Source organism: Allofournierella sp., assembly GCF_048388525.1.
Lineage (GTDB): Bacteria > Bacillota > Clostridia > Oscillospirales > Ruminococcaceae > BQOK01.
In genome coordinates, this window is sequence record NZ_DBGCTQ010000042.1 from 1 (window position 1) to 12411 (window position 12411).

Annotated in this window: 12 protein-coding genes; 7 read left to right on the forward strand and 5 right to left on the reverse strand. The window is 59.5% G+C overall.

What is annotated here, in order from left to right; all coding sequences use genetic code 11:
• Together ACMLHZ_RS04600 and ACMLHZ_RS04605 are read left to right on the forward strand one after the other, a co-directional pair.
• Positions 1 to 762 (forward strand): GGDEF domain-containing protein (locus ACMLHZ_RS04600; RefSeq protein ID WP_418666617.1); only part of this gene is annotated, 762 nt, incomplete at its 5' end.
• A gap of 81 nt (positions 763 to 843) precedes the next feature.
• Positions 844 to 1968, forward strand: a complete 1125-nt coding sequence (locus tag ACMLHZ_RS04605) for an anaerobic sulfatase maturase (protein WP_418666618.1) — start codon at positions 844 to 846, stop codon at positions 1966 to 1968.
• 62 nt (positions 1969 to 2030) lie between these two features.
• On the opposite strand, the gene ACMLHZ_RS04610 is transcribed toward ACMLHZ_RS04605, so the two are convergent.
• On the reverse strand, positions 2031 to 2678 hold the full coding sequence (locus tag ACMLHZ_RS04610; protein WP_418666619.1) for a lysoplasmalogenase family protein: 648 nt from the start codon (positions 2676 to 2678) through the stop codon (positions 2031 to 2033).
• Positions 2679 to 2847: 169 nt separating this feature from the next.
• Between ACMLHZ_RS04610 and ACMLHZ_RS04615 the strand changes: the two genes are divergently transcribed.
• Positions 2848 to 2988 (forward strand): hypothetical protein, encoded by a 141-nt coding sequence (locus tag ACMLHZ_RS04615; RefSeq protein ID WP_418666620.1) that lies wholly within the window; start codon positions 2848 to 2850, stop codon positions 2986 to 2988.
• A gap of 149 nt (positions 2989 to 3137) precedes the next feature.
• Here ACMLHZ_RS04615 and cas2 read toward each other — a convergent pair whose 3' ends face one another.
• The 3 genes from cas2 to ACMLHZ_RS04630 form a co-directional block, all read right to left on the reverse strand.
• Positions 3138 to 3428, reverse strand: a complete 291-nt coding sequence (cas2, locus tag ACMLHZ_RS04620) for a CRISPR-associated endonuclease Cas2 (RefSeq protein WP_418666621.1) — start codon at positions 3426 to 3428, stop codon at positions 3138 to 3140.
• Positions 3429 to 3435: 7 nt separating this feature from the next.
• A complete protein-coding gene (locus ACMLHZ_RS04625; protein ID WP_418666622.1) occupies positions 3436 to 3615 on the reverse strand; it encodes a CRISPR-associated endonuclease Cas1 in 180 nt (59 codons plus the stop codon).
• A gap of 782 nt (positions 3616 to 4397) precedes the next feature.
• Positions 4398 to 5621 (reverse strand): PucR family transcriptional regulator, encoded by a 1224-nt coding sequence (locus ACMLHZ_RS04630; protein ID WP_418666623.1) that lies wholly within the window; start codon positions 5619 to 5621, stop codon positions 4398 to 4400.
• A 178-nt stretch (positions 5622 to 5799) separates the two neighbouring features.
• Here ACMLHZ_RS04630 and ACMLHZ_RS04635 point away from each other — a divergent pair, with 178 nt between their 5' ends.
• Positions 5800 to 6546, forward strand: a complete 747-nt coding sequence (locus ACMLHZ_RS04635; protein ID WP_418666624.1) for an SDR family NAD(P)-dependent oxidoreductase — start codon at positions 5800 to 5802, stop codon at positions 6544 to 6546.
• A gap of 31 nt (positions 6547 to 6577) precedes the next feature.
• Complete coding sequence (locus ACMLHZ_RS04640; RefSeq protein ID WP_418666625.1) at positions 6578 to 7534, forward strand: 2-keto-3-deoxygluconate permease; 957 nt, start codon at positions 6578 to 6580, stop codon at positions 7532 to 7534.
• Positions 7535 to 7770: 236 nt separating this feature from the next.
• Here the strand turns inward: ACMLHZ_RS04640 and ppdK are convergent, their stop codons facing one another.
• Positions 7771 to 10407 (reverse strand): pyruvate, phosphate dikinase, encoded by a 2637-nt coding sequence (gene ppdK / locus ACMLHZ_RS04645; protein WP_418666626.1) that lies wholly within the window; start codon positions 10405 to 10407, stop codon positions 7771 to 7773.
• Between the two features lie 285 nt (positions 10408 to 10692).
• Between ppdK and pth the strand changes: the two genes are divergently transcribed.
• Together pth and ACMLHZ_RS04655 are read left to right on the forward strand one after the other, a co-directional pair.
• Positions 10693 to 11286 carry an aminoacyl-tRNA hydrolase gene (pth, locus tag ACMLHZ_RS04650; RefSeq protein ID WP_418666627.1) on the forward strand — a complete coding sequence of 198 codons (594 nt, stop codon included), beginning with the start codon at positions 10693 to 10695 and terminating at the stop codon, positions 11284 to 11286.
• An 88-nt stretch (positions 11287 to 11374) separates the two neighbouring features.
• On the forward strand, positions 11375 to 12406 hold the full coding sequence (locus tag ACMLHZ_RS04655) for a WG repeat-containing protein (RefSeq protein WP_418666628.1): 1032 nt from the start codon (positions 11375 to 11377) through the stop codon (positions 12404 to 12406).
• The last annotated feature ends 5 nt before the right edge of the window (positions 12407 to 12411 follow it).

The following is a 12411-nucleotide window of genomic DNA, read 5'->3' on the forward strand; positions in this document are numbered from 1 at the left end:
CTGGCGGTATTCCTGGCCGAGACCCTGTTTTACGCCGCCAGCCTGGGGGTATATCTGCGGTTTTCGCGGCGGCTTGTGGTCCCCTGTGTGCGGCAGGCGGGGCCGCACCAAAAAAACCTGCTCATCCGCTACAGCATCGCCGGTTTCTTCCTGATCCTTTTTTATAACAATGTCATGGTCATTGGCGGCTCACAGCTGCGCCGCCTGGCGGTGTATCTGCTGCTGATCTACTTTATCGTGCTCACCTACCGGCTCATGGTCTCGTACATCCGGGCGGACGGCGACAAGCGGCAGCTCAGCGAGCTGGCCTTTAAAGACCGCCTTACAGCGCTGGGCAACCGGCTTGCCCTGCGGGATCATGCCACCGCTCTGCTGGAGGCGGGGGAGCCGTTTTTTGTGCTTTTTCTCGACCTCAACCGCTTCAAATCGATCAACGATACCCACGGCCACGCGGTGGGCGACGAATATCTGTGTGCCTTTGCCCGGGCCCTGAAAGAGATCGAGGGGGTTGTCTCCTTCCGATTTTCCGGCGACGAGTTCGTTTGCTTTACCCGGCGCGAAGGAGTTTTGGCTGAGATTCGGGCACTGCGGGTAGAGCCCCCGCCGGGGGTCGAGTTTTTGGGGGTGGCGGCGGGCTGCGCGGCCTGCCCGCGCGACGGCGCCACCCTGCCCGCCCTGCTGGAGGCGGCGGACCGGGCAATGTATCAGGACAAAAAAAACGGCCGCTCTTCCCGGCGCCAGGCAGACATGCCCGAAAAATAAAGAGGGGGATCCTGCGCGCCGCTGCGGCCGTTCGCCGCGCGGCAAAGCGGGGCAATACAAACCAAAAAGGGGGAAGTGCGCGTGCACACGGTTTCCATGCTCATCAAGCCGGCCACGGGCCGGTGCAACCTGCGGTGCAGCTATTGCTTTTACGAGGATGTGGCCGGCCACCGGGCCGAGCGGGATCTGGGCCTTATGAGCGAGGCCACCCTAGAACGGCTGGTGCGTACAGCTATGACAAGCGCGGAACGGCGGGTGAGCTTTGCGTTTCAGGGAGGGGAACCCATGCTGCGGGGCCTGCCCTTTTTTGAGCGGTTCGTGCAGCTGGAACGGCAGTATCAAAAGCCGGGTCTTGTGGTGGAGCACTCGATCCAAACCAACGGGACCCTGATCGACGAGGCCTGGGCCGGTTTTTTTGCCAAGGAGCACTTTTTGGTGGGGCTCTCAATCGACGGCACCAAGGACCTGCACGATTCAAACCGGCTGGACCCCAAGGGTCGGGGCACCTGGAACCAGGCGGCACGGGCGCTGGCGCTGCTGCAAAAGCACCGGGTGGAAACGAACCTGCTGTGCGTGGTTACCGGGGCGGTGGCCCGCCGCGGCCAGGCGGTATATCAAAGCCTGAAAAAGCTGGGGGTGGGCTATCTGCAGTTCATCCCCTGCCTGGATCCCCTTGGGGAAGAGCGGGGGCGGCGGCCCTTTTCGCTTACGCCCGCCCGGTACGGCCAGTTTTTGAAGGATGTGTTCGAGGTCTGGTATCGGGACTGGGAGCAGGGGCAGTATGTGAGCGTGCGCCTGTTCGACGATTACGTCCACCTGTTGGCCGGCCGCCCGGCGGGGGCCTGCGCCACCCGGGGTGACTGCGGGCAGTATTATGTGGTCGAGGGCGACGGAAGCGTGTACCCCTGCGACTTTTTTGTGCTGGACGAGTGGCGCATGGGCAACCTGAACGCGGAGAGCCTGGAGGAACTGGCCGCGGCGCCCGCGGCGCGCCGTTTTTGCGAGGCGGGCTGCGGCCACCCGGCGGCCTGCGGGGGCTGCAAGTGGCTGCCCCTGTGCGGGGGCGGCTGCCGCCGCGACTGGGTGGGGAAAGAACGGAACTATTATTGTGAAGCATTACGGGGTTTTTTTGAATACGCTTACCCCCGCATGGAACACATTGCCGGCATGGAGCGCCGCGCTATGGCGGACCGGTTTGAAAGATAAATATGAAAAGCGCCTGCCCGGGCATTACAGCCCGGGCAGGCGCTTTTTTGATGACCAGGGATCTACACCACAAGAGCGAGGCACAACATCCCCAGATAATAGGTGATCAGATTGAGCGCCCGGAACGCCCGGCGCTTTTTATAGTAGAAATACAAAAATAAAAGCACACAGTCTGAGATAAGGAACAGGATGCCGCCCACAGCCGCCAGCCAGACACCGGTGTGCAGGGCATAGCTCACGCTCTGCGCACACATCAAGCCCACAAAAAAGGAATAGAACAGCGCGGGCGCGGCCATGCGCCGCAGCCGAAAGCGGTGTTTGTCCCGCGCGGCCAGGGCTGCCGCGCCTACCAGGCATGCGGGCAAAAGAAATTGTGAAGGGCGCCAGCCGGAGGTAAAGCCGAATAAAAGGCAAAAGCCGGCGTGGGCCAACACAAAACAGACAGCGCCGGCAGAAAAAAAGCGGCTGAAAAAGCCCGCATGGGCATTTGCCAGCCCCAGCAGCACATCGCCTGCCGCGCACAAAAAAAGGCAGAGAAGCAGCCCCAAAGCGTGGGCAGATCCGGAAAAACGACACAGAGCCACCAGCAAAAAACCAAGGCTGGCCGCCGCCTTGCCCCAAGGATAATAGCGCGCCAGCGGCCGGCAGTATGCCGTGGCCAGCAAAAATGCCAGCGCCGCCAGCGAATATACGATGGAACAGGTCAACATGGGCGGTCTCCTTTTCGAAACTTTCCTTTTTCTATTATCATACGGGCAATAAAGGAAAAAGAAAAGCAAAAAGAAGAAATTTTATAAGGCAGGGCTCAAACAAGGGAAAAGCCACAGGATTGGAAGGGGGACTTTGTATTTGGGGAGCACTTTCTGAGAGGAGGGCGACTTGTTCGAGCAGGTGGAAGCGCGCATTATCATGATTTCTATCCACGCCCTCGAGGGCTGCCTTGAGATCGCAGAGCAATTTCTATCCACGCCCTCCTCGCGGAGGGCGACAGCAAAGTTGCACAAAAAAGAGCAACTCTAAATGTGCAAGAAGGATAAATTTCTTTGAAAGCTATAGATGTTTTTAAAATATTAAAGGTTGGCGAGGGAAAAGAAAGCAGGGTAGAGGGGATAATTGCTTTTTACAAGGTGCGACGTTTTATGTCTGCTTGCCTTTCGCACAAAGGCGGATCACACCATTAAAACACCCTCGGCGTCGTACCCGGGATGTGCGCCGACATGTTCGATGCGGGTGTGATAGCGGTCGCCAAGATTGTAAAAACGCAGACTGTCCGTTGCCGGGTCGATCAGACCCTCTAAACGATGTTTGATTGCTGCGTATTGTGCGGCATCAAGCTTGCATTCGAAAACGCTGTTTTGAACCCGCTGCCCATAGTCGACACATAGTTTGGAGACTTTTCGCAGGCGCTTTCGCCCGGCAGCCGTTTCCGTGTTTACATCGTAGGTGATCAAAACCAGCATAAGCCACTCACTTCCACAAAAAGGGCGGATAAGCGTCGGGGTCGCCGCGCAGGGCAGCGCCGCACTCGTTTGCCAGCAAGGCGTAAACGAAAGAAAGCAGGGCATGCACGCGGTCAAGCGGTGGGCGGCGAGAACGGCCTCGGAAAAAGAAATCGTGCTTATTTTGCAGGATCAGCTCGTCAAACACGGCAAAATATTGCGGTGCCGCCGCGCCTTCCGCCCCGCGAAGAGAGTTGTGTTTATATCAAAGATTGAAATTTTGCTGAAGGATCAAAGAGCGTTCCGGGGACTGCACCCGGAAACCTTGAATGGAGCTTTTCATATCATACCCCATTGCCTTGTTATATTTGAATCGATCAAGATCAATCTTTTCCGGATTTTTAATAAAATAGATGCATTCCCAGGTAGTGCCTTCCGCATCATTGCCCTATAAAAATTTGGCCAACTCGGCGTTGCGGACTGTATGGACGACCTGCGCTTTATAGATAAATTTAAAGCCCGCTGCTTTCCCGCCGTAGAAGAGGATAATATCCCCTTTGTGCAGCTTTTCCCATTCATGCAAACTTTTGTTTGCCTTTGTACCCCATAAGCGAAACTTTCCTTCCGGATACTCTTTTTCAAGGACATTCCGGGTAGTGCTGCTGATAAAGCTTAGAACATCTTCAAGTATAATATCCGTTTTTATTGTTTTTTCCAAATGCTAAAGTGATGCAGGGTCACTACAGGGCTGGACAGCTACGTTGGGCATCAATTGTTCTGGTATATATTGATTCAATTCTGATTCCCTCGCTTTCCATATTTGGAATTTAGTGATTAGAGTATAGCACTCTTGCCGTTTTTGTACAAGCAATCCAACTTGTCGCTTGAAAGGCCACGTGACAGTGCATCTGATCGTGTTATAGATAGAATGTATTCCCCTAAAGGCTTTCCGTTTTCGAAAAAAGAGCGGAGACGCTCCGCAGCGAAAAATCAGGAGTGGGGGCCTTCCATCAACTTGATGAGCTGGCAGGACAGCAGGATCTGGTTGGTCACGCTGAAGCTTTCCAGGTCAAGCTGGAACAATTCGCGCATTTTGGAAATGCGGTAGTTGATGGTGTTGCGGTGCACATGCAGATAACGCGCGGTCGCATTGACGCTGCGGTTGGTCTGCAGATAGACCATCAGCGTGTTGAGATAACAGGTCTGCTGGGCCTGGTCGTACTGATAGAGCTCATATGCCTGGCGGCCGCAGTAGTACATCAGTTCGCTGCGGGGGATCTGAGAGAGAAGGTCGTACACCTTCACCTCGTCGTAAAAAACATAATTCCGCTGGGTTTCCATCAGATACTGCCGCAGACGGACTGCGTTGAGGGCTTGTTCGCGGTAACGCCTGAAGGCGAAGAGGTCACGCAGCGGGTCGCTGACGCCGCAGACAAGCTTTTTCTTTTTGAGATACCCGTCGAATTTTTTCAAGCGCTCTGTGCTTGCGGGATCGCAGTGCTTTGTTTGTGCCAGCATGACAAGCGCCTGCCCGGAAATGACGATGGTTCCGCCAGGAAAGAACTCGAGAAGCTCCAACTTAAAGCTATCCCTGCCGGCATTGTAGGACAAAAAATCAGCCAGATCGGCGCAGAGCACCCGATATTCGACATCAGTGCGCAGGCTGCTGGTGCGCAGGCAATCGATAAAATGGCCGCGGTTCACGAACCTGTCGTTCACCAAGTCCAGCAAAATATCCTCGTTTTGGGTTTTGCGCCCCAAGTCACTGAATTTTAGCTGGGTGTAGAGTTCCTTGGCGATCAGCTGGGCCACAAAATGGTATTCCTCTTCGCCGGTGGAATCAAAGGCCTCACCTGCCTCGGTGACATTCATATATCCCAGAAGCTGTGAATGCATCATGAGGCGATAAAAACGCCGCCGCCGCCCGTTGATCTGGCTCACGGTCATGCATTCATAGCGGGCCCCTTTGTCTTTAAGCTGATCCCACCTGCTCAGAGTTGCCGAGAATTCCAGCGTGATATAGCCGCGTTTCACCGCTTGCTGCCAGATCTCGTCCGGCGCGGTGAGGGCGGTGGAATGGGCCACGATGTTGCCTGTGTTTCCGATGATCACGAGGGGGCTGCTCAAAAACAGCGACGCTTTTTCCACGATTTGTCCCAGGCTCTCGCCCTCCAATGCGGCCTGGACAAGCCGCCATTTCTCCACCTGTTCCATTGAATTTCTCCTTTAGGCTATAAGCACAATCAAACAGCTGCATTTTAGGCTATCGTAACATTTTTTTCGGCGGGAATCAATGCTATAATCGGCATCAGAGAGCTGATAGTTAATAAATTATCGAGTTGGCTGCCGCCGCACAGCTCCGTGGCGAAGCAGCAATGCAGGAGGAAACAATATGTTTGACTTTGTGGGAAAAACCGTTCTCGTGACCGGCGGTGCACAGGGGATCGGCAAGGAAATTGTAAAAGGCGTTGTGAACGGCGGCGGTCATGCCGTGCTCCTGGACATCAACGAGGAGGGGGCCAGGGCAACGGCCGCCGAGCTGGGGAATTGCTCTGCCTATCGCATGGATCTTGGCAGCCCGGAGAACATCCGCGAGGTGATGGCCCGGGTGCTGGGCGATTTTGAGCGGGTGGATGTGCTGATCAATTGCGGGGGCGTGATTTCCAAGGTTCCGTTCCAGGAACTCACCGACGCCGAATGGGAGCGCACCCTGCGCATCAACCTGACCGGGACCTTTACCACCTGTTCCGCCATCTACCCCTACTTTATGGAAAAGAAGGGCGGGCGCATCGTGAACGTATCCTCGGTGGCCGGCAAAATCGGGGGCGGGCTGCTGGGCACCGCGGCCTACGCCACCTCCAAGGCGGGTGTGAACGGCCTGACAAAAGCCATTGCCAAGGAGGGCGGCAAATACGGTATTTCCTGCAACGCCGTGTGCCCTTCGTTCACCAAAACGCCCATGACCCGCAGCCTGGCCGAGGACGCCGAAAAGAATGCGAAGGTCATCGGGATGATCCCCCTGGGCCGCGCAGCCGACCCCTCGGAGCCCGCACAGATGATCCTGTTCTTTGCGTCGGAGGCCGCCAGCTTTGTGAACGGGGAGATCGGCGACTGCGACGGCGGCATCGTGCTGGATTGAGCGAAAAAGCGAAATGAGGACGCGTGGCTTTATGAAAAAGATAAAATTCAAGCGGTTCCCCGGCGACACCATTGTTGTGCCGATGCTGATCGGCGTTGTGCTGAATTCCTTTGTGCCGCAGGTGCTGCAGATCGGCGGCTTTTTCACCGGCATCGTGAACGGGACCAGCGCGCTGGTGGGGGTGTTCCTGCTGTTTTTGGGGGCCACCATTGATGTGCGCAGCACCCCGAAAGCCATTAAGATCGGTGCGGTGGTCATTGGTACAAAGGTGGCGCTCTCGGTGCTCCTGGGGCTGGGCGTGGCATTTTTGTGCAACGACAATTTTTTGGGGCTCTCGTCCCTTGCGGTGATCAGCGCGGTGTCGGTGGCCAACAACGCCCTTTACTCGGGCATTGTGGCCCAGTACGACGACGATGCGGTGAAGGGAGCGGTGGCCATCACCTCGCTGAGCGTGGGGCCCACCGTAACCATGATCGCCCTGAGCTCGGCGGGGCTGGCCAGCATCTCGGTGTGGTCCATCGTGGGCTCCATCCTGCCGCTCATCATCGGCATCGCGCTGGGCAACCTGTCCGCCTGGTTTAAAAAGACCCTGTCGGCGGGGGTGACGCCCAGCATCATTGTGGTGGGCTTTGCGCTGGGGTGCGGCATGTCCATCCAGCAGCTGTTCCAGGGCGGGCTGTCCGGCATTCTGCTGGGGCTGGTCACGGTGTTCGTGGTGGGCGGGGTCACGGTGCTGGCCGACAAGCTCACCGGCGGCAGCGGCATTGCGGGCGCCGCGATCTCCAGCACGGCTGCCAGCGGGGTGTCGAACCCCGGCGCGCTGGCCGCGGTGGACCCGGCCTATGCCGCCGTGGCCCCCATCGCCACGGCCCAGGTGGCGGCGTCGGTGCTCATCACTTCCTTCCTCACGCCCATGCTGACGAGCTTTGTGGCAAAGCAAAAAGACCGCAAGGCAGCAAAAAACGGGGCGCGGGCTGAGGCAGAATAATTGCTGGAACGCAGTGAAAGCTGTTTTTTGGCTATCTGCCCCGGTTGCCGCTTTAGCGGCGAGGGGCAGAGCTATTTTGAATAAGCTTTTTATTGCGAAGCAAGAAAAAATTCCGGATAAAAGTGCGGGCGCTGCATGCAGCGCCCGCACTTTTTGCTTTACACCAAAAAACAGGGTGTGCCGCAGGCCCAACACGGCTCTTGCGGCACACCCTGTTTTACAAATCAACTACCGGCTCAGCGGGGGTTCTTGATGGCGGCCTGTGCGGCGGCCAGGCGGGCGATGGGCACGCGGAAGGGAGAGCAGGACACGTAGTCCAGACCTACCTTATGGCAGAACTCCACGCTGGTGGGGTCGCCGCCGTGTTCGCCGCAGATGCCGAGACCCAGCTCGGGGCGGGTGGACCGGCCCAGCTTTGCGGCCATTTCCACCAGCTTGCCCACGCCGTTCTGGTCCAGGTGGGCGAAGGGATCGCTCTCATAGACCTTGTTCTCGTAGTAGTAGTTCAGGAACTTGCCCGCGTCGTCGCGGCTGAAGCCGAAGGTCATCTGGGTCAGATCGTTGGTGCCGAAGCTGAAGAACTCGGCCTCCTTGGCGATCTCGTCGGCGGTGAGGGCTGCGCGGGGGATCTCGATCATGGTGCCCACTTCGTACTTCATGTCCATGCCGGCCTCGGCGATGAGCTTGTCGGCGGTGGCGACCACCACGTCCTTGACAAACTTGAGCTCCTTCACCTCGCCCACCAGGGGGATCATGATATGGGGCACGATGTGCAGGCCGGTCTCGCGGCTCACATTGATGGCCGCGTTGATGACCGCGGTGGTCTGCATCTCGGCAATTTCGGGGTAAGCGACGGCCAGGCGGCAGCCGCGATGGCCCATCATGGGATTGAACTCGTGCAGGCTGTCGATCACGTTGTGCAGGTGCTCCACCGTGATGCCCAGATCCTGGGCCAGCTCGGCGATGTCCTCGGCCTTGGTGGGCAGGAACTCGTGGAGCGGCGGATCCAGGTAACGGATGGTCATGGGCCGCTCGCCCATCACCTTGTACATGGCCTCGAAGTCACCCTGCTGGTAGGGCAGGATCTTGGCGAGGGCCTTCTTGCGGCCCTCCACATCCTCGGCCACGATCATCTCGCGCACGGCCTTGATGCGGTCGGCCTCGAAGAACATGTGCTCGGTGCGGCACAGGCCAATGCCCTCGGCGCCGAAATCCACACCCTGCTGGGCGTCGCGCGGGTTGTCGGCGTTGGCGAACACCTCCAGCTGGCGGTAGGAGTCGGCCCAGGCCATGAAGCGGCCAAAATCGCCGCTGATGGAGGCGTCCACGGTGGGAATGGCCTCGCCGTAGATGTTGCCGGTGGAGCCGTCGATGCTGATCCAGTCGCCCCGCTTGTAGGTCTTGCCGGCCAGGGTAAACTCATTTTTGGCGTAGTCCACCACGATTTCGCCGCAGCCGGACACGCAGCAGGTGCCCATGCCGCGGGCCACCACGGCGGCGTGGCTGGTCATGCCGCCGCGCACGGTGAGGATGCCCTGGGCCACGGCCATGCCCTCGATGTCCTCAGGGCTGGTCTCGAGGCGCACCAGAACGACCTTTTTCATGCTGCCGCTCTCGACGCTTTCCTTGGCGTCCTCGGCGGTGAAGACCACCTGGCCGCAGGCGGCGCCCGGGCTGGCCGCCAGGCCCTTGCCGGTCACTTCGGCGTTCTTCATGGCCTCGGCGTCAAACTGGGGGTGCAGCAGGCTGTCGAGCTGCTTGGGCTCCACCCGCAGCACAGCCTCTTTTTCGGTGATCATGCCCTCGTCCACCAGGTCCACCGCGATCTTGAGCGCGGCGGCGGCGGTGCGCTTGCCGTTGCGGGTCTGCAGCATGTAGAGCTTGCCGTCCTCGATGGTGAACTCCATGTCCTGCATATCGCGGTAGTGGTTTTCCAGCTTGGTGGCGATCTCCACAAACTGGTTGTAGACCTCGGGCATCTGCTCGGCCAGATGGGAGATGGGGCTGGGGGTGCGGATGCCGGCCACCACGTCCTCGCCCTGGGCGTTGATGAGGTACTCGCCGAACAGGGCCTTTTCACCGGTGGCGGGGTTGCGGGTGAACGCAACGCCGGTGCCGCTGGTGTCGCCGCCATTGCCGAACACCATGGCCTGCACGTTCACGGCGGTGCCCCAGTCGTAGGGGATCTCGTTCATGCGGCGGTACACGTTGGCACGGGGGTTGTCCCAGGAGCGGAACACGGCCTTGACGGCCTCGATGAGCTGGGTCTTGGGGTCGGAGGGGAAGTCGCTGCCCATCTTGCTCTTGTACAGGGCCTTGAACCTGGTCACCAGGTTCTTCATGTCGTCGGCGTCCAGCTCGGTGTCCAGCTTCACACCCTTGGCTTCCTTCATCTCGTCGATGATCGCCTCAAAATCGCTCTTGGACAGCTCCATGACCACGTCGCTGAACATCTGTACGAAACGGCGGTAGCTGTCGTACGCGAAGCGGGGGTTGCCGGTCTTGGCGGCCAGGCCCTCCACCACCTCGTCGTTCAGGCCCAGGTTCAGGATGGTGTCCATCATGCCGGGCATGGAGGCGCGGGCGCCAGAGCGCACCGACACCAGCAGGGGGTTGGAGAGATCGCCGAACTTTTTGCCGGTGATCTCTTCCATTTTGCCGATGTACTCGTAAATGTCGGCCATGATCTCGTCGTTGATCTGGCGGCCGTCTTCATAATACTGGGTGCAGGCCTCGGTGGAAATGGTGAAGCCCTGGGGCACAGGCATGCCCGCGTTGGTCATCTCGGCCAGGTTGGCGCCCTTGCCGCCCAGGATCTCGCGCATGTCCTTGTTGCCCTCGCTGAACAGATAAAGATACTTCTTTTTACTCAAAATTCTCTACCTCCATATATTTCTCACGTTCCGCGGGGAAGCCCCGCATGAAAGAACGCTTGGTGACTGTGGCTCATACGGCTAATATTATAGCAGACCAAGGCGGGAAAAGCCAGCGGTTTTTGTTTTTTCATGCGCAAATTTGACCCAAAAATCCGCGCCGGGGAGCAGCTTCCCCTTGCAAACGGAAGAAAACACGTTAAACTTAAAATGGGTAAGATTACGGCCAGGCTGTGCGGTCCGCCCCCGGGGCGGCAGGCGCAGGGCCAAAAGGGGAGAAGACACATGTTTTTTAAAAAGCAGGCCGGCGGGGCCGACTGGCTGGTGGCCGGCCTTGGCAACCCGGGCAAAAAATACGAGGGCACCCGGCACAATGCGGGGTTTGACGCGCTGGACTACCTTGCAAGGGAGTGGGGCGCCGGCGTGACCAAGGCAAAATTCGAGGGGCTTTACGGCCAGGCGGCCGTGGGCGGGCAGAAGATCGTGCTGCTCAAGCCCCAGACCTTTATGAACCTGTCGGGCCGGAGCATCGGTGCGGCGGCGGATTTTTTCAAGATCCCGGCCGGGCATGTGGTGGTGCTGTGCGATGATGTGACCCAAAGCCCCGGCAAGGTGCGGGTGCGCCCCGGCGGCTCGGCCGGCGGGCACAACGGCCTGAAGGACATCATTGCCCGGCTGGGAACCCAGGAGTTTCCGCGGGTGCGCCTGGGGGTGGGCGAAAAGCCGAACCCGGAATACGATCTGGCGGCCTGGGTGCTGGGCAAGCTGGCGGGCGCGGACCGCAAGGCCTTTGAAGCCCGGTACCCCGACGTGCGGGACGCGGTGGAGCTGATCCTGGCAGGGCGCCTTGGCGAGGCGCAGAACCGGCACAACGGCTGAAAATGCAATAAAACCCGCCCGGGGAAACGTTTCAGAGGTGACAGGCTTTTGAGCTGCCGCGCAGGCGGCAGGGGAGGAGGCGTACTTTATGAAACGAACCCTGTGGGCGGTTTTTTGTGCAGTTTTGTTGCTGGCGGCTTCGCTTTTGGCGGGCTGCGGGGGAAAGGAAGGCGCGCTGGACGGCTTTGTGTGGGCCATTGAGCCCCGGTATGAGTTTGAAAGGGTGGAGCCGGTGCTGGACGCCGACCCCATGGAGGAGGGCACAGCCTGCACCGCGCCGGGCGAGGCGGGGTATTACCTGGCCAAAACCGAGAGCGGCTGGGCTGTGCTGGACACTGCCGACGGCCGCCTGGCGCTGGAAGGGGTGTTCCCCCACCAGCCGTACCGCTGCGGCATGGGTCACCTGTACGGCCCGGACGCGCAGTACAGCGGGGAACAGGAGAAGGAATACAACGCGCAGCTTGCCGCCCTGGGCAGCACTTTCAGGATGGAGGTGGGCCACGGCGGGCGGGCGCGCTGGTACCTTTGGGATCAGGAGGCCGGGCAGGTTCTGCGGATCCAGATCAACGAGGGCAGCTTTTGGGAGATGCCGCTGGCGGAGCTGGAAGATCCCTTTGCGGCGCTGCTGCCCGTTCGGCGGGGCGTGCGGTACGAACCGGCCGAAACCGGCTTTGGGGCCGAGCATGATCCCATCGAGACAGAGGAAAACGGCTTGTACGCGGTGGCTTCCCCCGCGGGCGGGCTGCTCACGGATTTTGTGTACGAGAACGCTGGCATGGCGGGGCCGCAGCTCATCGCTGTGCAGAAGGGCGGCAAATGGGGCTATGTGAACAGCGAGGGCCGCGAGGTGATCCCCTGCGAATACGAGGGCTTTTGGGGCCCGCGCTGGCAGTGGAGCGAGGCTGCGGGCGGCCCTGTATGCGGGGAGGCAAGCTACCCGGCTCCCTGCACCGGGGGATGCGTGGTGGTGAAAAAGAACGGCGAAACCGGCGTGCTGCGCGCAGACGGGAGTGTGCTGCTGGCGTTTGGGCAGGTGGAGGATGCGGCCCCCGCCCAAGGCGGCCTTTTGTGGGTAAAAACAGAGGGCAGGTGGGGCGCGCTGCGGCTGCCTGAGAAATGAAACCG